The organism is Sphingobium sp. AS12 (assembly GCF_019097845.1).
In the GTDB taxonomy this organism is placed as follows: Bacteria; Pseudomonadota; Alphaproteobacteria; order Sphingomonadales; family Sphingomonadaceae; genus Sphingobium.
The window spans coordinates 1-20478 of sequence record NZ_JAHRGM010000067.1; the positions used below are offsets into that span (position 1 = coordinate 1).

The 20478-nt window shown below is 63.7% G+C and carries 17 protein-coding genes and 1 tRNA gene; 15 read left to right on the forward strand and 3 right to left on the reverse strand.

Going from position 1 to position 20478, the window contains the following annotated elements; genetic code table 11:
* Positions 1–382: 382 nt before the first annotated feature.
* A complete protein-coding gene (locus tag KRZ98_RS19835) occupies positions 383–2830 on the reverse strand; it encodes a TonB-dependent receptor (RefSeq protein WP_217674982.1) in 2448 nt (815 codons plus the stop codon).
* Between the two features lie 110 nt (positions 2831–2940).
* A complete protein-coding gene (locus KRZ98_RS19840; RefSeq protein ID WP_217674983.1) occupies positions 2941–3807 on the reverse strand; it encodes a LysR family transcriptional regulator in 867 nt (288 codons plus the stop codon).
* An 86-nt stretch (positions 3808–3893) separates the two neighbouring features.
* On the opposite strand from KRZ98_RS19840, the gene KRZ98_RS19845 reads away from it, so the two are divergent.
* Positions 3894–5039 (forward strand): isovaleryl-CoA dehydrogenase, encoded by a 1146-nt coding sequence (locus tag KRZ98_RS19845; RefSeq protein WP_217674984.1) that lies wholly within the window; start codon positions 3894–3896, stop codon positions 5037–5039.
* A gap of 1 nt (position 5040) precedes the next feature.
* On the opposite strand, the gene KRZ98_RS19850 is transcribed toward KRZ98_RS19845, so the two are convergent.
* Positions 5041–5379 carry a DMT family protein gene (locus KRZ98_RS19850; protein WP_217674985.1) on the reverse strand — a complete coding sequence of 113 codons (339 nt, stop codon included), beginning with the start codon at positions 5377–5379 and terminating at the stop codon, positions 5041–5043.
* Positions 5380–5442: 63 nt separating this feature from the next.
* Between KRZ98_RS19850 and KRZ98_RS19855 the strand changes: the two genes are divergently transcribed.
* From KRZ98_RS19855 to KRZ98_RS19920, 14 genes are all read left to right on the forward strand, one after another.
* Entirely contained in the window at positions 5443–7044 is a 1602-nt protein-coding gene (locus tag KRZ98_RS19855) for a carboxyl transferase domain-containing protein (protein ID WP_217674986.1), read from the forward strand.
* The gene (locus KRZ98_RS19860) at positions 7044–7535 is read left to right on the forward strand and encodes an endonuclease domain-containing protein (protein WP_254798728.1); all 492 of its coding nucleotides are present in this window, start codon (positions 7044–7046) and stop codon (positions 7533–7535) included. The genes KRZ98_RS19855 and KRZ98_RS19860 overlap by 1 nt, the downstream gene beginning before the upstream one ends.
* Entirely contained in the window at positions 7532–9376 is a 1845-nt protein-coding gene (locus KRZ98_RS19865) for an acetyl/propionyl/methylcrotonyl-CoA carboxylase subunit alpha (protein WP_217674987.1), read from the forward strand. The genes KRZ98_RS19860 and KRZ98_RS19865 overlap by 4 nt, the downstream gene beginning before the upstream one ends.
* Positions 9377–9620: 244 nt before the next feature.
* Positions 9621–10103: a MaoC family dehydratase gene (locus KRZ98_RS19870; protein WP_368389858.1), complete on the forward strand. Its 483-nt coding sequence runs from the start codon at positions 9621–9623 to the stop codon at positions 10101–10103.
* An 84-nt stretch (positions 10104–10187) separates the two neighbouring features.
* Positions 10188–10263, forward strand: a tRNA-Ala gene (locus tag KRZ98_RS19875).
* A gap of 137 nt (positions 10264–10400) precedes the next feature.
* Positions 10401–11387: a threonine/serine dehydratase gene (locus KRZ98_RS19880; protein ID WP_217674989.1), complete on the forward strand. Its 987-nt coding sequence runs from the start codon at positions 10401–10403 to the stop codon at positions 11385–11387.
* The gene (locus KRZ98_RS19885) at positions 11384–12280 is read left to right on the forward strand and encodes a LysR family transcriptional regulator (RefSeq protein ID WP_217674990.1); all 897 of its coding nucleotides are present in this window, start codon (positions 11384–11386) and stop codon (positions 12278–12280) included. Before KRZ98_RS19880 ends, KRZ98_RS19885 begins: the two co-directional genes overlap by 4 nt.
* An 82-nt stretch (positions 12281–12362) precedes the next feature.
* The gene (locus tag KRZ98_RS19890; RefSeq protein WP_217674991.1) at positions 12363–13598 is read left to right on the forward strand and encodes an amidohydrolase family protein; all 1236 of its coding nucleotides are present in this window, start codon (positions 12363–12365) and stop codon (positions 13596–13598) included.
* Between the two features lie 22 nt (positions 13599–13620).
* Positions 13621–15123 (forward strand): bifunctional 3-(3-hydroxy-phenyl)propionate/3-hydroxycinnamic acid hydroxylase, encoded by a 1503-nt coding sequence (locus KRZ98_RS19895; protein ID WP_217674992.1) that lies wholly within the window; start codon positions 13621–13623, stop codon positions 15121–15123.
* The gene (locus KRZ98_RS19900) at positions 15120–15551 is read left to right on the forward strand and encodes a heme-binding protein (protein ID WP_217674993.1); all 432 of its coding nucleotides are present in this window, start codon (positions 15120–15122) and stop codon (positions 15549–15551) included. The genes KRZ98_RS19895 and KRZ98_RS19900 overlap by 4 nt, the downstream gene beginning before the upstream one ends.
* Entirely contained in the window at positions 15548–16456 is a 909-nt protein-coding gene (locus tag KRZ98_RS19905) for a VOC family protein (RefSeq protein WP_217674994.1), read from the forward strand. Before KRZ98_RS19900 ends, KRZ98_RS19905 begins: the two co-directional genes overlap by 4 nt.
* The gene (locus tag KRZ98_RS19910) at positions 16456–17286 is read left to right on the forward strand and encodes a fumarylacetoacetate hydrolase family protein (RefSeq protein ID WP_217674995.1); all 831 of its coding nucleotides are present in this window, start codon (positions 16456–16458) and stop codon (positions 17284–17286) included. The genes KRZ98_RS19905 and KRZ98_RS19910 overlap by 1 nt, the downstream gene beginning before the upstream one ends.
* A gap of 42 nt (positions 17287–17328) precedes the next feature.
* Positions 17329–19545, forward strand: coding sequence for a TonB-dependent receptor (locus tag KRZ98_RS19915; protein WP_217674996.1), 2217 nt, complete (start codon positions 17329–17331; stop codon positions 19543–19545).
* Between the two features lie 76 nt (positions 19546–19621).
* Positions 19622–20473 (forward strand): alpha/beta hydrolase, encoded by an 852-nt coding sequence (locus tag KRZ98_RS19920; RefSeq protein ID WP_217674997.1) that lies wholly within the window; start codon positions 19622–19624, stop codon positions 20471–20473.
* The last annotated feature ends 5 nt before the right edge of the window (positions 20474–20478 follow it).

Consider the following 20478-nt stretch of genomic DNA (forward strand, 5'->3'; position numbering starts at 1 on the left):
AGAAACGGACGGACCCGCTCCCACTGCTCGTCGCTTAATCCGTGTCGATCCAAGATGGCGCTCCCTTCGCCAGTCTTGAATCCGATCTGCGCGGAAAAGGGAATCCCCTAATTGTCCACAGGCCTTAGTCGGCACCAGATTGCGCCCAGTAGCGGTGCTACATTGGCCCGAATGGGTTGCGATGCCCGAACTCGCATCCTTGCGCGACTGAACCGGCCTGAACCCAGAAGTCGGATATCCCTGTCGCCGTAAAGCCGAAGCGCCGACCGAGGGATAGAGAAACACCCAGAAAATAGCGGCGCGGTCCATTATCGCGGCCCTGACTGCCTTCATGCGTTCACCCGCGCCGGAGCATTTCGCCCCGGCGCGGGTAGGCGTATGGTCAGAATTTGTAACCCAAGGTCATGCCATAGGTGCGCGGCGGAAGATAAGTGACGCCGATGATGCGGCCGGTGGAGATCGCAAAGGTGCTGCTCTCGCGCAGCGTGTTGTTGATATTCTTGATCCACAACGACGCCGTCACCGTGTCCGTCCGGTCGATCCAGCGTAGCGATGCGTCGAACATCGTATAGGCCCGCGTGCCTTCCACCAGTCGCTTGAACTCGGTGAAATAGACATTGCTCTTGCCCGACATGTCCCCGCTCAGCGTCAGCGTGCCGGTCTCGGTCAGGACCGGCAGGTCCACCTCTATCCCCGCGCTATAGGCCCATGTCGGCGAATTGCGCGTCGGGTTGCCCGCCAGCTGGATGTTGCACGGCGCGTTGGCGTTGAGCGCACCGGCCCCGCATGGCGCGCCAAAGGCGGTCGGATCGGGATTGGTGACGGGGTTGTAGGCGGGCTGCCCCGCCTGCGCGACGTTGACGGGGTTCAATGGATCGACGGTGATGAAGTCGTCATATTTGCTGTCGGTGTAGGACAGGGAGCCACGCAGGCGCACGCCATCGACCGGACGGGCCATCAGGTCCGCCTCGACACCGGTGGCCGACGTCTTGGCCGCATTTTCAAAGATGGTGGTAAAGCCCGCGGGGCCGCCGCCGATCGTCTTGTTGATCTGCAAATCGTCCAGCTTGTAATGATAGGCCGCCAGATTGATCTGCAATCTCCGGTCGAGCAGTTCCGCCTTGATGCCCAGTTCGTGGTTCTTCATCTTTTCCGGCCGCACGATCGTGGTGCTGCCCGCCGCATTTTCGCCCGACCCGGCCTTGAAGCCTTCGGAATAGGTATAATAGAGCAGCAGGTCGCGGTTGGGCTGCCATTGCAGGCCGATTTCCGGCGTGAAATCCTTGAACGTCTTTTCGCGGTAAGTGCCTGCGACCGTCGTCTTGCGCACCTGCGCCACAGCGGGATTGCCGTTGGCGGTCAGGATGATCGACGGGTTGGCGCTGTCCACCTTCTCATGGCTGTAGCGGCCACCCAGTTTCAGCGACACGCCATTGAGGCCAAACGCCTCGCCCATGTCGAAATTCAGCTGCCCGAACGCGGCATAGGCGCGGGTGCCCAAGCTGGATTTCAGGCAGACGCGGTTGGGCGATGTCCCGGCGGGGAAGTTGCACATCGCCAGCGCTTCGGCCAGCGTCACGGAACCCACAGGCGCTGCGACATTGTCGACGAAGGTTGGCCGCGTCGCCAGCACGGTGATGTTGGACGCCAGGTCGTTGGTCGAACTCAGGCCCACCTGATCGCGTGGCCGCTGCCGCTCGTGGAAATAATAAAGGCCGACAACGCCCTTCACGATGGCGCTGTCATATTTGAATTGCAGCTCGTTGCTGAACTGCTGCGCATCGATGGTGCGGGTCTGGATCGACGTCGAATTGGGCAGGGTGGCGACCAGCGCCGACCCGTCGAGATCCTGAATGAGTTGCGTCTTGAAATCGCGATAATTGGTGATGTTGCCGATGCTGAATGCGTCGCTCAGCTCGATATTGAGCGTGCCGGTGACCGAATAGCTTGTGGTGTCGACCGAGGGCGGCTCGTCGCTGCCCAGATCGCGCGGGTTCGTGGCAAAGCCGCCGGTGCCGGTCGGGGCCAGCCGGGGGACGCCGGGGAAGGCCGGACCGCGATAATGGACCGCGCCGCTATTGTCATTCTGGCGGAAATATTCGCCCGACAGCAGGAAATCCACCTTGTCCGACGCGATCAGATGGACCTGCCCGCGCACCATGTAACGGAACAGGTCATCGACATCGCTGCCGCCCTTGAACGGATTGCCGCCATAACCATCGCGCGCCTCGACCTTGCCCGCCAGGCGAAAGCGGATGGCATCGACGATCGGGCCACCGACCGCGGCTTCGGCGGTCATGGCATTATAATTGCCATAGCCGATGCGGGCATAGCCGGCAAAATCCGCGGTCGGCTTGGCTGTGATCAGGTTGATCGAACCGCCAACAGCGTTGCGGCCATAGAGGCTGCCCTGCGGCCCGCGCAGCACTTCGACCCGTTCCAGATCGAACAGGGACGTCAGTTGCGCTTCGGCACGGGCGACATAGGCGCCATCGACATGCAGCGCGACGCCAGTGCTTGACCCGGTCGTCGAAGTATTGGCACCCACGCCGCGAATGAACACCTTGGCCTGGTTGAAATCATTGCCGAAGGTGACCGATGGCACCAGCTGCTGGATGTCCTGCAAATTGCTGACCCCGGCATTGGCCAGTTGATCCCCGCTGACCGCGGATACCGCGACGCTGACGTCCTGCAAGGACTGGCTGCGCTTCTGCGCGGTCACGATGATGTCCATGCCGTCGGTCTGCGCCTGAACAAGGGGGCTCAGCCCGATGCTGGAAACCGATGCGAACAAGGCGCACATGGCGCGCGCATTGATGGATGCTTTCAAAGCGTCTCTCCCTGGAACCGGACATCGTGAAATTGTGTCCTGGGAATACAATTAGCATGGCGCTTGAGTGCGCACAATCGGCCCCATCACCTGTCTTTAGGATCATGTGGCTAATTGGCCACTATCGCCTCCAGCGCCGTCAGGATCGGTGGCATCGCCTGGCTCAATCCTTGCGCCCGCGGGCTGAACAACAGGCCGATCGTACGCCGCGCGCCAAAGTCCTTGAGCGCCGCGCGCGCCATGCCCGGCCAGCCATAGCCCATCGGCATCACCGTCACGCCCAGTCCGGCCGCGACCATCTGCATCACCCGCTCGTCATTGGTCGCGCGAAAGGCGAAATGCGGGCGCACGCCGCGATCGACAAAATAGCGGCTGGTCGCCGACAGCGCCTCGCAATGACGCCGCACGATCATCACCTCGCCCGCCAGTTCCTCCGCCGCGATCATGGCCCGTCCGGCCAGTGCATGGCTGGCGGGCAGCGCCAGCCCATAGCCTTCTTCCGCGATCGGTCGCGCCGCATAGCGATCCGCCCCGTCGCGCACCAGGGTCAGCGCCACGTCGATCCGTTCCGCGTCCAGCCGCGCCAGCAACTCGCGCTCGGTCCCCGGCACCAGTTCCAGCGCCTGCGCATCGCCCGGTGCGCAGCCCGCCACCGCCTGCGCCACCAGCGCGCCGGGGATGCTGGTCAGCAGGCCGATGCGCAGCGGTGCGCCCTGCGCCGATCGCGCGCCTGCCTGCTCGGCCAGGTTGAATTCCCTCTCGATCCGTCGCGCATGGCCCAGCAGCCGCGCCCCCGCTCCGGTCAGCTCGACCCGCTGGTTGCTGCGCAGGAACAGCGGCGCGCCGACCGTCTGCTCCAGCTTGGCGATACCGACCGACAGGGTCGGCTGCGACACATGGCAATGCGCCGCCGCGCGGGAGAAATTGCCTTGGTCGACCACGGCCAGGAAATAGCGGAGCAGATAGCGTTCGATCATAGATGGAAACTATACACTATGCCGCGCCCTTTCAATTTTTCTCTTGGGCTGCCAGCCGCTAGGATGGGGACAATGGAGAGATGCCAATGACCGATTTCGATTTTGCCCTGGGCGAGACTGCGGACATGATCCGCGACACCACCCGCCGTTTTGCCGATGACCGCATCGCCCCGCTGGCCGGGCGGATCGACGCGGAGGATTGGTTCCCCCGCACGCTCTGGCCCGAAATGGGCGAACTGGGCCTGCACGGCATCACCGTCGATGAGGCGGACGGTGGCCTGGGCCTTGGCTATCTGGAGCATGTGGTCGCGCAGGAGGAAGTCGCCCGCGCCTCCGCCTCCATAGGTTTGAGCTATGGCGCCCACTCCAACCTCTGCGTCAACCAGATCCGCCGCTGGGGCAATGCCGAGCAAAAGGCGCGCTACCTCCCCAAACTCATTTCCGGTGAGCATGTCGGCAGCCTCGCCATGTCGGAAACAGGCGCGGGGTCGGACGTCATGGCGATGAAGCTGCGCGCCGACAAAAAGGGCGATCACTATATCCTGAACGGCACCAAATTCTGGATCACCAATGCGTCGGAAGCCGACACTTTGGTCGTCTATGCCCGCACCGCGGACGGATCGAAGGGGATCACCACCTTCCTCATCGAAAAATCCATGCCGGGCTTTTCGATCGGGCAAAAGATCGACAAGGTCGGGATGCGCGGATCGCCGACCGCCGAACTGGTGTTCGACGATTGCGCAGTGCCGGAAGAAAATATCATGGGTCCGCTCAATGGCGGCGCTGGCGTGCTGATGTCGGGCCTGGACTATGAACGCACCGTGCTGGCGGGCATCCAGCTTGGCATCATGCAGGCCTGCCTCGACGTTGTCCTGCCCTATGTCCGCGAGCGTCAGCAGTTCGGCAAGCCGATCGGCGCGTTCCAGCTGATGCAGGCCAAGATCGCCGACATGTATGTCGCCCTCAACAGCGCGCGCGCCTATGTCTATGCCGTCGCCAGGGCGTGCGACGCGGGCCGCACCACCCGCTACGACGCGGCGGGCGCGATCCTGCTGGCCAGCGAAAACGCGGTGAAGGTCGCGCTCGAAGCGGTGCAGGCACTGGGCGGCGCGGGCTATACGAAGGATTGGCCGGTCGAACGCTTCATGCGCGATGCCAAGCTGCTCGACATTGGCGCAGGCACCAACGAAATCCGCCGCATGTTGATTGGCCGCGAACTGTTGAACGCGTGAATCACGGCTTGCCCACGAACAGGAACGCGACCCCCGCCATGATGCAGGCGAAGGCGGCGAAATGGCGCCAGTGCAGCGGTTCGCCCAGCACTACGACCATGAACCCGCCGAAGATCACCAGGGCGATGGCTTCCTGTGCGACTTTGAGTTGCCCCGCCGACCAGCCATGGGCAAAGCCGATGCGGTTGGCAGGGACGGCAAAGCAATATTCGACCAGCGCGATGCCCCAGCTGATCAGGATGACCAGCACAAGCGGCTTGGTCATCCCGCCTTTCAAATGCCAGTACCAGGCGACGGTCATGAAGAGGTTTGAAATGACAAGGAGAGCGATGGTGGGCATGAACAGCCTCGAACAGGGCAGGGGGCTACCCTGTGGCACCACCGGGCGCGGGAGCGCAAGGGCATGAGCGCGCCAATCCTCGACACCAAATTGTTCCCCGATAGCGACGCCTTCCGCAGCAATGCCGCGCACAATCGCGCACTGGCCGACGAATTGCGCGCCAAAGTCGCCGCCGCAGCGGCAGGCGGCTCCGCCAGCGCCCGCGACAAGCATACCGCACGCGGCAAGCTCCTCCCCCGCGACCGCGTCGAGCGGCTGCTCGATCCCGGCTCGCCCTTCCTGGAAATCGGGCAGCTTGCCGCCAATGGCCTCTATGGCGATGAAGTCCCCGGCGCGGGCCTGATCGCCGGGATAGGCCGGGTCGCGGGTCGTCAGGTCATGATCGGCTGCAATGATGCGACGGTAAAGGGCGGCACCTACTACCCCGTCACCGTGAAAAAGCATCTGCGCGCGCAGGAAATCGCACTCGAAAACCGGCTGCCCTGCATCTATCTGGTCGACTCAGGCGGCGCGAACCTGCCCAACCAGGCGGAGGTATTTCCCGACCGCGACCATTTCGGCCGCATCTTCTATAATCAGGCGAATCTGTCCGCGCAGGGCATTCCCCAGATCGCCTGCGTCATGGGCAGCTGCACCGCGGGCGGCGCTTACGTCCCCGCCATGTCCGACGAAACCGTCATCGTCCGCAATCAGGGGACGATCTTCCTCGCTGGCCCCCCGCTGGTGCAGGCCGCGACCGGCGAAGTCATCACGGCGGAGGATCTGGGCGGCGGCGACCTGCATGGCCGCAAGTCGGGCGTGGTCGATCATGTCGCCGACAGCGACGATCATGCGCTCACGATCGTGCGCGACATCGTCTCGACCCTGCAACCCGACCGCAAGCCGGACCTCTCCTCACGCGAACCCCGCCCGCCCAAATATGATGCGAGCGATCTCTACGGCATCATCCCCGACGATGTCCGCGCGCCCTATGACGTGCGCGAGATCATCGCCCGCATCGTTGACGCCTCCGAATTTCACGAATTTAAAGCTCTCTACGGCACCACGCTCGTCTGCGGCTTTGCCCATATCTGGGGGATGCCGGTCGCCATCCTCGCCAATAACGGCGTCCTGTTCAGCGAAAGCGCGCAAAAGGGCGCGCATTTCATCGAACTCGCCTGCCAGCGACGCATCCCCTTGCTCTTCCTCCAGAATATCTCCGGCTTCATGGTCGGCGGCAAATATGAGGCGGAGGGAATCGCCAAACATGGCGCCAAACTCGTCACCGCCGTCGCCACCGCGCAGGTGCCAAAGATCACCGTCCTGATCGGTGGCAGTTTTGGCGCAGGCAATTACGGCATGTGCGGCAGAGCCTACCAGCCCCGCTTCCTCTTCACCTGGCCCAATGCCCGCATCAGCGTGATGGGCGGCGAACAGGCCGCATCCGTCCTCGCCACCGTCCACCGCGACGCGGCTAAATGGACGCCGGAAGAAGCCGAAGCCTTCAAAGCCCCCGTCCGCCAAAAGTACGAAGAAGAAGGCAACCCCTATTACGCCACCGCCCGCCTGTGGGACGACGGCGTCATCGACCCGGCGCAAACGCGGGATGTGCTTGGGTTGGCCTTTGCGGCGACGCTCAACGCCCCGGTCGGTGACAGGGCGCAATTCGGGGTGTTCCGGATGTGATGGCGCGCGCAGACGACAACGCCATACCTCCCCGGAACGGGGAGGGGGACCGCCCGAAGGGTGGTGGAGGGGTCTTCAACACCACCTCCGCGACGATCAGGATGGCAAGGCGCGAACGACGTTCCGGCAATCTTCCCGAAGTGATACTGTGGCACGCGTTGCGTCAGCGCCCCGGCGGCTTCAAGTTCCGCCGCCAACACCCGATAGGCCCATATAGTCTGGATTTCGCCTGCCTGTCCGCGAGGCTTGCCATCGAAATCGACGGCGAAGTTCATAATCGCGGCGATCAACCGAAAAACGATGCCGTCCGCGATGCCCATATGCGCGAGCGCGGGTTCGACACAATCCGCATTCCCGCCAGAGAAGTCCTGCAATCGGTCGACACTGTCGTCATCTCCATTGTCTCCGCGTGCCGTGAGCGCCAACCCCTCCACCAGCCTTCGGCTGGTCCCCCTCCCCGTTCCGGGGAGGTAGAAGGACGCCTGCCATGATCCAATCCCTCCTCATCGCCAATCGCGGCGAAATCGCCTGCCGTATCATCCGCACCGCGCGCGCGATGGGCATCCGCACCGTCGCCGTTTACTCCGACGCCGACGCACAAGCCCTCCACGTCCGCTCCGCTGACGAAGCCGTCCATATCGGCCCGTCGCCGGTGCGTGAATCCTATCTGCTGGGCGACCGCATCATCGCCGCCGCCCAGCAGACCGGCGCGCAGGCGATCCACCCCGGCTACGGCTTCCTCAGCGAAAACGCCGAGTTCGCCCAATCGGTCATCGACGCAGGCCTCATCTGGGTCGGTCCCAATCCGTCCTCCATCACCGCCATGGGCCTCAAAGACGCCGCCAAGCAGCTGATGCAGGACGCCGGCGTCCCCACCACGCCCGGCTATCTCGGCGCGGACCAGTCGCCCGCCTTTCTCGCAGCGCAGGCTGACGCGATCGGCTACCCGGTCCTGATCAAGGCGGTCGCGGGCGGCGGCGGCAAGGGAATGCGCAAGGTCGATGCCCCCGCAGACTTTGCCGACGCGCTCGCCTCCTGCCAGCGCGAGGCTGCATCCAGCTTCGGCAACGATCATGTCCTGCTCGAAAAATGGGTCACCAACCCGCGCCATATCGAGGTGCAGGTCTTTGGCGACACACACGGCAATGTCGTCCACCTGTTCGAGCGCGACTGTTCGCTTCAGCGCCGCCACCAGAAGGTGATCGAGGAAGCGCCCGCACCCGGCATGGACGCCGCCACCCGCGAAGCCATCTGCCAGGCTGCCGTCCGCGCCGCAAAGGCGGTGGACTATGTCGGCGCAGGCACGATCGAGTTCATTGCCGACGGTTCGGAAGGCCTGCGTGCCGACCGCATCTGGTTCATGGAAATGAACACCCGGCTTCAGGTCGAACATCCCGTGACCGAGGAAATCACCAGCGTGGATCTGGTCGAATGGCAACTGCGCGTCGCATCGGGCGAACCGCTGCCGCTGGCGCAGGATCAGCTCAGCATCAACGGCCACGCCATGGAAGCCCGGCTTTATGCGGAAGATCCGATCAAGGGTTTCCTGCCCTCCATCGGTCGCCTCGACACGTTCGACCTTGGCGAAGGCTGTCGTATCGACACCGGCGTGGGGCAGGGGGCGGAGATTTCACCCTTCTACGACCCGATGATCGCCAAGATGATCGCGCATGGTCAGACCCGCGATGAGGCCCGCGAAACCCTCGCCGCTGCGCTCGACGATACCGCCATCTGGCCGCTCAAGACCAATGCCGGTTTCCTCGTCAAGGCGCTGGAGCATCCCGATTTCGTCGCTGCCCGGCTCGACACCGGGCTGATCGGGCGCGAAGGCGATGCGCTGATGCCGCCCCATCATCCCGATGCCGAAGCGCTGGCCGACGCGGCGGCTGCGCTGACGCCGGGCGGGGTGCTGGCGGGCTTCCGTCTCAACGCGCCGGTGCGGGCGGAGGCGCCTTTCCTGCTCGACGGAGAGACCGTCACCATCGCTTTCGACCCGCGCGGTGGGGAGGCTGATCCCAACCATGAGGATGCGCTGATTGCACAGGCGGGTCAGGTCTGGCGGCTGGCCCCATGGCGCGCCAACGGCGGTGCAGGCGGCGCAGCCTCCGACGGCGCAATCCTCTCCCCCATGCCCGGCCGCATCATCACCGTGTCGGTCGCGGCGGGTGATGCAGTGGTCAAGGGTCAGAAGCTGCTGACGCTGGAAGCCATGAAGATGGAACACAGCCTCATCGCCCCCTTCGACGGCACAGTGGCCGAACTCAACGCCAGCGAAGGCGGACAGGTGAGCGAAGGCGTGCTGCTGGCGAAGATCGACAAGGCGGAGGGGTAAGGCGGAAAGACTCTACAACCGTTCGTCCTGAGTAGCCGCTGAGCGAAGTCGAAGCGGCGTATCGAAGGATCGCGCCATATGCTTCGATACGGGATTTCGACTTCGCTCAATCCCTACTCAGCACGAACGGATATGATTGATCGCATCCATACCATCACCCGCCTGTCCTACCGAACTTCCATCTGCTATAACCAACTGTAATCGCTAAACTTTCTATTAAATCCCATCGCTCATATGGGCGAAGATCGAACAGTTAGACCCAAGGGGGGGCAAAATGGCCGGCCGTTATTTCGACCAGTGGACCATCGGCGACAATATCGCCCACGACATCCGCCGCACCGTGACGGAGACGGATAATCTCCTCTTCACGACGATGACCCATAATCCTCAGCCGCTCCATCTCGACGCGGAAGCGGCCAAAGCCTCGGAATTTGGCCAGATTCTCGTCAACGGCACCTTCACCTTCGCGCTGATGATCGGCCTGTCGGTTGGCGACACGACGCTCGGCACGCTGGTCGCGAACCTGGGCTATGACAAGCTCGTCATGCCAAAGCCGGTATTCATCGGCGACACCATGCGATGCGAATCCGAAGTCACGGACCTGAAGGAAAGCCGGTCCCGCCCGGACGCGGGAATCGTCACTTTCACCCATCGCCTGATCAACCAGCGTGACGAAATCACCTGCCAATGCCTGCGCATGGCGCTGCTGAAGAAGGCGACGGCCTGAGCGATGATCGGGCGGCCCATGGCCAATATTTTGCGCAAAAGACCGTTGCCAGCCCGATTTCCCTCGCCTATAGCCGCGCACATCGGGGCCTTAGCTCAGCTGGGAGAGCGCGTCGTTCGCAATGACGAGGTCAGCGGTTCGATCCCGCTAGGCTCCACCATATTTCCAGAAAGGCCGGATTTCGCGCAGCAGCGAAGTCCGGCTTTTCCCGTTGGTCCCCGGCTCCAGTCCGGCGGCAATGGCCCTTCACCCGCTCGGCTTGCCGTTCTAGACCGGCAGCAATAGGGGGATCAGTCCATGTCCAATGCGCCTTTCGCCATCACCGCCCATGACGTCGCCGACGCCGCCCGCATCATTGCGCCCGCCGCCATCGTCACGCCCTTGCTGGAAAATGCGGCACTGAACGCTTTGGTCGGCCGCCGGGTTTTCCTGAAGTTTGAGGGCGCGCAACATACCGGATCATTCAAATTCCGCGGCGCCTATAACCGCCTCGCCCGGCTGAACGCAGCTGAGCGCGCGGCGGGCGTCGTCGCCTGGTCATCGGGCAATCATGCCCAGGGCGTGGCCGCCGCCGCCCGCTTGCTCGGCATCCCGGCCACTATCGTGATGCCCGCTGACGCGCCCGCGATCAAGTTGGCCAACACCCGCGCGCTGGGTGCAGATGTCGTAACCTATGACCGCCATCGCGACAGCCGCGAAGCAATCGCGGCCGAATTGGCAGGCGATCGCGGCGCGACCATCGTGCCGTCTTTCGACGATCCTTTCATCATCGCAGGGCAGGGGACGGCGGGACTGGAAATCATGGCGCAGGCGCAAGCGGCGGGCGCTTCCGTCGGGCAGATACTCGTCTGCTGTGGCGGCGGCGGCCTGACGGCCGGAATCGCAACGGCGGTAAAGGCCCAGTCACCCGACACCGCCATCTACAGCGTCGAACCACGCGACTTTGACGACACCGCCCGGTCGCTGGTCAGCGGCGCGCGCGAACAGGTCGTCCCCGGCGCAAGATCGATCTGCGACGCCTTGCTGTCGCCCAGCCCCGGCGAACTGACCCTGCCGATCATGCAGGCGCTGGTGACCGATGGCCTGACCGTCAGCGACGATCAGGTGTGCGACGCGATGCGCTTTGCCTTCTCGACGCTCAAGCTGGTGGTCGAGCCGGGCGGCGCAGTCGCGCTGGCGGCCATCCTGGCGGGGCTTGCCCCATCGTGTGAGGGTGCAAGCGTCATCGTCATGTCGGGCAGCAATGTCGATCCGGCGATGTTTGCGCAGATCATCGCCCAATGATCGACCCGCGCGCCATCCGCACCTTCCTGGCCGTTGTGCGCAGCAATTCAATCAGCGGCGGCGCGCGCCTGCTTAACATATCGCAGCCGTCCGTATCCAACGCCATCGCCCAGTTGGAGCAGACGCTGGGCGTGTCCCTGTTGGAACGCTCGCGCAGCGGCATCATGCTGACGCCGGAAGGGGAAGCACTGCTGCGGCGGGCGGAATCGATCGACAGCCTGCTGCGCGATGCGGAGGCGGAGGTGAAGCTGGCGAGTGCGGGCGTCGCCGGGCCGCTGCGCGTGGGTGGCACGCCCGGCGCGCTGGTCAGCCTGCTGCCCGATGCAGTCCGGCGGCTGGAGGAGCAATTCGGCCAGTTCGCGCTCCATGTGGTGGAGCGGCCCGACCATGATCTCGCGGCCATGCTGCACCGGGGCGAGATTGAACTGGCCTTCGTCACCACCGGCATAGAAGAACCGCCGGAGGGGATAGAGGAACGCACCTTCTCGCGCGATCCTTTCGCCCTGATCGTCGGGCGGCAGAATGATCATCTGCCCGCGCGGGTTTCCCTGCGCGACATGAGGGCGATGCGCTGGGTGCTGCCCGAAGCGCGCGGCGCGTTTCGCCGACAGATCGACGCGCTGTTCATGGCCGCCAACGTGCCAGCGCCGCAGGACATCATCCGCTGCGATTCCCTGTTGACGACCAAGGCGCTGGTGCGGGGCAGCCGCCGCGTGACGATATTGCCGATGCAGGTCGCGTCGGCGGAACTGACGATCGGGGTGCTGCGCGCAATTCCGATAGAGGAAGCGCAATTTCCCCGCGCGATCGGTGTCCGGCAGGTGGCCGGGCGACGGCTCTCGCGGCTGGGCACGGCGCTGCTCGATGTGCTTATCCATAGCTCCACGCTATGACATTGCCAAAAATCATTATTTTTGTTGTGGATCAAATTGCGGCATAAGGCGCTTCAACATAGAGGCTTCGGGAGAGCGCGCCGTGCGGCAACTGATCCGCAACATCAGCATATTCGACGGCACCGGCAGCGCGCCTGCGCCCGGCGCGGTTCTGATCGACGGCGACCGCATCGCGGCTGTGCTGCGCGAGGATGCTGACATTGTCCAGCTCACTGTCGATAAGGTGATCGACGGGCAGGGCGGTACGCTGATGCCCGGCATGGTCGATTCCCACACCCATCTGACCTGGGGCAGCTCGGTCGAGAAGATTTACCACCAGTTCATCCTGCCCGCCGACGAACTCAAAGTCGCGGCATGGCGCAATGCCCGCGTGCTGCTCGACCATGGTTTTACCAGCGCCTATTCGGCCGGTGCGCTGGGCGATCATATCGAACCCGAACTGGCCCGCGCCATTGCAGCGGGCGAAACCCCCGGCCCGCGCCTCGTCCCCTCGACGCTCGAACGCAGCCCGGAAGGCGAAGAGGGCGTCGAAACCGGGGACGTGTTCAACGGTCGTGGGGCGCAATCCATGCGCGATTTCGTCGCCTATTGCGCGGACCAGGGCGTCCAGTCGCTCAAGCTGGTGATTTCGGGCGAAGATGCGTTGAAGCCCGGTTCGTCGGGCGACATCCTCTACACCGACGAGGAAATGCATGCGGCGGGCGACGCGGCCAAGCAAGCGGGTCTGTGGATAGCTACCCACGCTTACTCGCCCCGCGCCATCCAGCTGGCCCTCGAAGCCGGCGCGCGCATTCTCTACCATTGCTCCTTCGCTGATGAAGCGGCGATCGACGCGATGGTCGCGCACAAGGACCAGATTTTCTACGCCCCCGGTCCCGGCGTATCGGTCGCCGCGCTGGAAGCGACCCCACCGCCCCATGTCAATATGGCGTCGATGAAGGCCAGCGCCGCCGAACGGCTGGAACTGGAAGCGGTGCTGGTGCCAGAACTTAAGCGCCGCGGCGTGCGCGTGCTGATCGGCGGCGACTATGGCTTTCCGTTCAACCCCAATGGCCGCAACGCCCGCGACCTCGAACATTTCGTAACCCGCTTCGGCTTTACGCCTGCTGAGGCACTGAGCGCTGCGACGATGCTGGGCGGGGAGCTGATGGGGCTGGATGTGGGCCAGGTGAAGGCCGGCTACCTCGCCGACCTTTTGCTGGTCGATGGTGATCCGACGCAGGACGTCACCATCCTCCAGGACGCCAGCCGCCTCAAGATGATCATGCAGGGCGGCAAACTGCACAAAGCCCCCGTCACCGAGCCGGTAACGGCCTGATAACGCCACAAGAAAGACGATCATGTTCGATGTTGCGATTATCGGCTGCGGGCCGGTAGGGGCCTTTGCGGCCAATTTACTGGGCAAAAGCGGCCTGTCGGTCCTGGTGGTCGAGCAGGAAGCCAACCCCTATCCGCTGCCGCGCGCGGTGCATCTGGACCATGAAATGATGCGCCTGTTCCAGTCGGCGGGTGTGATCGACGCGGTCGCGGGCGACATGCGCGATACCGAAGGGCATCTGCATATCGGCGCAGACCATGGCGTCATCAAATATATGGGCACGGTCGGCCGGGCGCGGCCGTTCAGCTGGTCCAACGACTATTTCTTCTACCAGCCCGAACTGGAGCAGCATCTGCGCGACGCGCTCGCCGGGTACGACAATGTGACTGTCCAACTCGGTGTCGGGTTTGAGGGGCTGGCGCAGGACGCTGATGGCGTGACGCTGCACCTGACCGGTGGCGACACCGCGCGTGCGCGCTATGTCATCGCCTGTGACGGGTCGCGTAGCGCCGTGCGCAAGGCGCTCGGCATCGCGCTCGACGATCTGGACTTTGAGGAACCCTGGCTGGTCGTCGATGCCGAAGTCGATGGTCCTGTCCGCTTCCCTGACCTGTGGGGCGTGCCCGAAGCGGCCGACCTGCAAAAATTGTCGGTGATGATGTGCGACCCCAAGCGCCCGGCAACGATCGTGCCGGGGCGTGGCAATCACCGCCGCTGGGAATTCATGTTGCTGCCCGGCGAAGATGATCAGGCGATGATGGAACCGCATAGTGTCGCTGCCTTGGTTGCGCCCTACCTCTCCGGGGTGCCGCACAAGGTGGTGCGCGCGGCGACCTATCGCTTTCACGGTTTGATCGCCGAGCGGTGGCGGCAGGGCGGCGTCTTTCTGGCCGGCGATGCCGCGCACCAGACGCCGCCCTTTTTCGGGCAGGGCATGTGCCACGGCCTGCGCGACGCCGCTAATCTGGCGTGGAAGCTGGCGGCGGTGGTCAAGGGTGATGCGCCCGCTACACTGCTCGACACCTATCAGCCCGAACGCGACCCGCATGTTCGCGCCGTGATTTCTGCCGCCGTAGGCGCTGGCCGCTACATTTGCGTGCTGGACCCGCAGGCCGCCGCCGCTCGCGATGCCGAGATGCGCGAAGCGGCCAAAGTGACGCAGCAAGGCACTGCCGCAGACCTGATCCCCGCCATTTCGACCGGCATCGTGGCGCTCGGCACGCCGGGTGCTGGCGAACGCTTCATCCAGCCGCGCGTTGGCGGCCAATTGCTGGACGATGTGACCGGCCATGGCTGGCGGTTGTTCGCCCGCCATGCCGTTGAGGCTGCCAGCGACGTGACCGTTGTGGCGCTCGATACGCTGGACGATGGCGGCGCGATCGCCGCCTGGCTCGACGCACGGGGCGCAGACGCGCTGCTGCTGCGGCCCGACCATTATGTGTTCGGCACCGGTGAACCGGCGGACCTGATTGCGCTGCGCGACGCGCTGATCGCCGGAACCGTTGCTCAGGAGATTGCGGCATGACACTGACCCTTGCCCACGCACGCACGATCATCGACACCGCGCTTGCGCAACCGCGTGGCGACAACGCCCCTGCGCTCGCCGTCGTGGTGCTGGACGCAGGCGCGCATCCCGTCGCCTTCGCGCGGGAAGATGGTGCCAGCCTGTTCCGCTTCGACATTGCCAAGGCCAAAGCCACGGGCGCGCTGGGGATGGGCGCGGACACCCGCGTCATTGCCGGGCGCGCTGCCAACAATCCGGCCTTCTTTCAGAGCGTGGTGGCCGTCACGGGCGGTCAGCTTGCTCTGTCACCCGGCGGCGTCCTGATCCGTGAGTTGGAAGGCGCGGTGATCGGCGCCGTCGGGATCAGCGGCGACACCGGCGATTGTGACGAAGCCTGCGCCATTGCCGGCATATTGGCCGCCGGCCTGACCCATGGAGACGTGAAATGAAGTTGCGCAGCATCGAATTGTCGTTGCCCGGCGCGGCGAAGGCGGCCGCCTTCCTGACCGATATCTGGGGCATGGCCCCGGCGGCGGTCGAGGGGGAAACCCATTATCTGCGCGGGTCGGGCAGCTTCCCCTATCTGATCGCGCTGAAGGAATCGGCGGACTGCTATGTGCGGTCCACCACCTTCGTCTGCACCACCGATCGGTTGGAGCAGCTAAAGCGATCGGTGACCGCAGCCGGGCTGGTTGCCGCGCCAGTAGTTTCGGAAGATTTGGGCGGCGGCCATGGTGTCATCGTCGAACTGGTCGAGGGTGAATTGCTGCGCTTTCTGGTCGATGCCGACGAAGTCGCACCGATCGAGGGGCATGACCTGCCCGTCAAGCTGACCCATGTCGTGTTCAACAGCATCGACGCGGAAATGACCGGTCATCTGGTCGAGGATGCGCTGGGCTTCCGCGTGTCGGACCGGACCAAGGGCATGGTGTTCGTGCGCTGCAATGACTCGCACCATTCGACCGCCTTTGCCCGCGCGGGCATTTCCAGCCTGAACCATATCGCGTTCGAGATGGAAGATCTGGACGCGGTGATGCGCGGTATCGGTCGCCTGCGTGACCAGAATATGGCCCCGGCCTGGGGACCGGGGCGCCATGGTCCGGGCGCCAATGTGTTTGCCTATTTCATTGCCCCGTTCGGCCCGGTCATCGAATTTTCGACCGCCGTGAACAAGGTGCCCGACGATTATCAGGCGGGCGCACCGGACGACTGGACCTGGCCCGCCAAGCGGATCGACCAGTGGGGCATGTCCGACAAAGATTTCGATGGTCTGCGCGCCGCCGAGGAAAAATTCCGCCATCGCCGCGACTGGGAAGCCAGATCGCTGGACGTCCTGACAGAGGGAAATATCTAATGCGTTACGTCAGCTTCCGCCGTCCCGACGGCACCGCCAGCTTCGGTCGTCTGGACGGCGAAACCATCGTCGAACTGGCGAGCGATGCCGTGCCGAGCCTGAAGGCTGCGCTGACCGATGGAAGCCTGCCTACGCTGGCCGATGGCGCATCGTTCGCCGCTGCCGATGTCGTGCTGCTGCCGGTCATTCCCGATCCCGCCAAAATCCTCTGCGTCGGTCTCAACTATGCCGAGCATGTCAAGGAAACCGGCCGCGAGCAGAAGGCGCATCCCGCCATCTTCGTCCGCTACGCCGACAGCCTGGTTGCCGATGGCCAGCCGATGGTGAAACCCGCCGTGACCGAGCGTTTCGATTATGAAGGCGAACTTGCGGTCGTGATCGGCAAGCCCTGCCACAAGGTCGTAGCCGCCGACGCAATGGCCTATGTGGCAGGCTATAGCGCGTTCAACGATGGGTCCGCCCGTGACTGGCAGCGTCACAATATTCAGTTCACGCCGGGCAAGACCTTCCCCGGCACCGGCGGCTTTGGTCCCGCGCTGGTGACGCCGGACGAGATCGCTGATCTGGGCGCGCTCCGTGTCCAGACCCGGTTGAACGGCGACATCGTGCAGGACCAGCCGGTCAGCGACATGATCTGGGATATCCCCACGGTCATCGAATATATTTCCGCCTTCACCCCGCTCAGCCCCGGCGATGTCATCGCCACGGGAACGCCCGGCGGTGTCGGCGATAAGCGCACCCCGCCGCTCTACATGAAGGCCGGGGATAAGGTGGAGGTCGACATCGGCACCATCGGCACATTGAGCCACCGCATCATCGACGAAGCCTGAATATCTACGGACGACCCAATTAAAAGAAGGGGAGGAGTTACCATGCGTAAACTGACTATTTCGATCGCGGCGCTCGCCAGCGCGAGTGTCTTTGCTTTGGCCGCACCGGCTATGGCGCAGGATGTGGTGCCGCAGGCGGCGGCAGAGGAGGCCAATTCCGACATCATCGTGACCGCGCAGCGGCGGCAGGAGAAGGTGACGGAGGTTCCCATTTCGATCACCGTCGCCAGTCAGGCGCAGCTGGAACGGCAGCAGGTTAATAATCTGAACGACCTGAACCGCGTCGCGCCCGCGCTGGAAATCCAGTCGGCTCCGGCCCAGAATACCGGCGGTGGCGGTTCCATTCGCGGCATCGGCACGCAGAGCTTTTCGCCCGGTGCCGTCGCTTCGGTCGGCGTCGTCGTCGATCAGGTGAGCCAGGGCAACGCCAACATCTCCGACCTGTTCGACGTGTCGCGGATCGAAGTGCTTAAAGGGCCACAGGGTACGCTGTTCGGCCTGACCACGTCGGCCGGTGTCATCAACATCACCACCAACGCGCCCGATCCCACCCAGTTCAGCGGCCGCGTTCGTACCGAATTGTCCGATCAGGGCACGGCTGGCTCGAAATATGGTCAGCAGGTGATCCAGGGCGTCATCAACGTCCCCGTCAGCACCACCAGCGCGCTGCGCGTGTCGGGCATGGCGAACCTGCGTCAGGGCGTGAACCGCAATGCGACCACGGGCGACTGGAACGACGTCAACCGCTATGCGGTGCGTGGCCGTTATCTGTGGAACGTGACCGACGACCTCACCTTCAACCTTCTGGGTGACTGGTCGAAGGGATCGACCGAAAATGGCGGTGACTTCTTCACCTTCCTGTCGAACACGGCGGCCAACACTGCATTGCTCAACAGCTGCGGCATCACGCCGGGCGAGGGCAATCAGAATTATTGCCTCGGCGCGGCCAACGAATTCAGCAGCAAGTTTGAGGGCTGGGGTGGTTCGGCCCAGTTGGAATATGACGCAGGCCCGCTGACGCTGACCTCCATCACGGCCTATCGCAAGAATGAGACGAGCAATACGGGCGGCAATATCTACCGCGCAGACTCGCTGGCTTCGACGCTCAGGAGCGGCGCGACGGGCACGAAAATCCGTCTGTTCACGCAGGAATTCCGCGCCTCGTCGCCCAGCAATTCGACCTTCGAATATACGGTCGGCGCTTTCTACTCGAACCAAAAGACGGTGCAGCAGCCTGAACGCTTCACCATTTCGGTCCGACTGCCCAACGGGATTGTGATCCGTCCGGTCGATTCGCTGGGTGCGCTCAACGAAATCACCGATGAATCGCTGGCGGTGTTCGGGCAGGGCACGCTGCACGCGACAGACAGCCTTCGCGTGATCCTGGGTGGCCGCTACACCGGTGGCCGCCTGTCGCTGGACCGCACCGACGCGGCTAACGGCTCCAAAAGCTTTCAGATCCTGAACGTCGATCGCATTTCATGGCGCACTGGCCTGCAATATGACATCAACCGTTCCTTGATGGCCTATGCTACCGCGTCGCGCGGGTTCAAGGGTGGCCAGATCGCGGTGCCGACTGCGCCGTTGCTGCCTTATGTCGTGCAGCCTGAAGTGCCGATGTCCTACGAAGCGGGGATGAAGGCGACCCTGTTTGGCGGCGCTGTGCTGGACTTCAGCCTGTTCTACAGCAAGATCAAGAATTTCCAGGCGCAGGAATGTGTCGTCAATCCGGTTACGGCCCAGCTCGTCTGCGCCCAGACCAACATTGACGGCGTCAAGACCCGCGGCGCGGAAATCAATCTGTTCGGTCGTATCTCGGACCGCCTGTCGATGAATACTGGCTTCATCTACACCAAGGCGACATATCCCGGCGGTTTCATCGGCAATGACGCCACCAATATCGGCGGTAAGCAGCTGGCCTATTCTCCCCGCTATAAATTCACTCTATCGGGCGAATATGAGCAGCCGCTGACAGCAGGTCTCAACGGCTTCCTGGCTGCGGATACGATCTGGAAATCGCGCATCCGTTATCAGAACACGTCGCGCGCCGAAGAGACCTTCCGTGCGCACTGGACGGTCGGTGGCCGCGTGGGCGTGCGGAGCGAGGATGAGCGCTATTCGGCTGGTCTGTTCGTACGCAACCTGTTCAATGTCCATGAACCCTCTTTGCTGCAGAGCAATTTCGGTTCGGGCATCGGTGCGATCTACGGGCCGCAGTCCTTCCGACAGGTTGGCCTGCAACTCGACGCGAAATTCTGATGATGAGGGGGCATGGCGGCGCATTTCGCGTTGCCATGCCCTGTTTGTTTGAACCGGGGCGGCTAGGATAGAGCGCATGAGCAACATCAGACATGCAATAGCCGCCATGGGGATCGACCTTGGTCCCGAAGTCCTTGCGCAATGCCGCGCGCTGTTCGATGCGGAACAGTTGGCCCTTCAGGCTGCTGTGCCAGTGACGCAGGGCGATATTGCCTATGGCCTGCATGAACGCCACCGGCTGGATATCTACGCGCCGCTGGGCGTCAGCGGTCCCGCCCCGGTGCTGGTCTTTGTCCATGGCGGGGGGTTTCTGAAAGGCGACAAGGGAGGGGCGGAAGCCTGGCCCAACGCCAATGTCGGGCGGATGGCGGCGCAGGCGGGCTTTGTCGGCGTGGTCATCAACTACCGGCTCGCCCCCGATCATATGTGGCCTGCCGGGTCGGAGGATCTTGCGGCGGTCGTCGCATGGCTCAAGGCGAATGTTGCGCAGCATGGCGGCGATCCTGACCGGATCGTGCTGGCCGGCACATCGGCGGGGGCGGTGCATGTTGCGGGCTTCCTCAAGCTGGCGGGTGACGCGGACGTTCGTGGCGCGGTGCTGCTGTCGGGCTTGTACGGCTACACCCCTTTGGATGAGCGGGATTTGCTCTATTATGGCCACGCGGCCCTCTATGCAGAGCGGATGCCGATGGAGGCGGTTGCGACCACCAGATTGCCGTTGCTGGTCGCCTGTGCGCAATATGATCCGCCGCGCTTTCAGGCTGAATTTCTGGGGCTGATGCAGGACCGGCTGGCCCGTCACGGCGCGATGCCGCGCGCGGTCATCATGACCGGCCACAATCATTACACGATGCCGATGCATCTGGGCACCGCCGACCGGCGGCTGGCCGACGAGATATGCGCCTTCGTGCGCGACATAAGCCATTAAAGTTG

Bases quoted from the DNA above. Each gene is read 5' to 3' on its own strand.
- KRZ98_RS19865 (WP_217674987.1), top strand. From the start codon at position 7,532: ATGATCCAATCCCTCCTCATCGCCAATCGCGGCGAAATCGCCTGCCGT.
- KRZ98_RS19910 (WP_217674995.1), top strand. From the start codon at position 16,456: ATGCGTTACGTCAGCTTCCGCCGTCCCGACGGCACCGCCAGCTTCGGT.
- KRZ98_RS19920 (WP_217674997.1), top strand. From the start codon at position 19,622: ATGAGCAACATCAGACATGCAATAGCCGCCATGGGGATCGACCTTGGT.
- KRZ98_RS19885 (WP_217674990.1), top strand. From the start codon at position 11,384: ATGATCGACCCGCGCGCCATCCGCACCTTCCTGGCCGTTGTGCGCAGC.
- KRZ98_RS19850 (WP_217674985.1), bottom strand. From the start codon at position 5,379: ATGCCCACCATCGCTCTCCTTGTCATTTCAAACCTCTTCATGACCGTC.
- KRZ98_RS19915 (WP_217674996.1), top strand. From the start codon at position 17,329: ATGCGTAAACTGACTATTTCGATCGCGGCGCTCGCCAGCGCGAGTGTC.
- KRZ98_RS19905 (WP_217674994.1), top strand. From the start codon at position 15,548: ATGAAGTTGCGCAGCATCGAATTGTCGTTGCCCGGCGCGGCGAAGGCG.
- KRZ98_RS19855 (WP_217674986.1), top strand. From the start codon at position 5,443: ATGAGCGCGCCAATCCTCGACACCAAATTGTTCCCCGATAGCGACGCC.
- KRZ98_RS19840 (WP_217674983.1), bottom strand. From the start codon at position 3,807: ATGATCGAACGCTATCTGCTCCGCTATTTCCTGGCCGTGGTCGACCAA.
- KRZ98_RS19845 (WP_217674984.1), top strand. From the start codon at position 3,894: ATGACCGATTTCGATTTTGCCCTGGGCGAGACTGCGGACATGATCCGC.
- KRZ98_RS19860 (WP_254798728.1), top strand. From the start codon at position 7,044: ATGGCGCGCGCAGACGACAACGCCATACCTCCCCGGAACGGGGAGGGG.
- KRZ98_RS19895 (WP_217674992.1), top strand. From the start codon at position 13,621: ATGTTCGATGTTGCGATTATCGGCTGCGGGCCGGTAGGGGCCTTTGCG.
- KRZ98_RS19880 (WP_217674989.1), top strand. From the start codon at position 10,401: ATGTCCAATGCGCCTTTCGCCATCACCGCCCATGACGTCGCCGACGCC.
- KRZ98_RS19900 (WP_217674993.1), top strand. From the start codon at position 15,120: ATGACACTGACCCTTGCCCACGCACGCACGATCATCGACACCGCGCTT.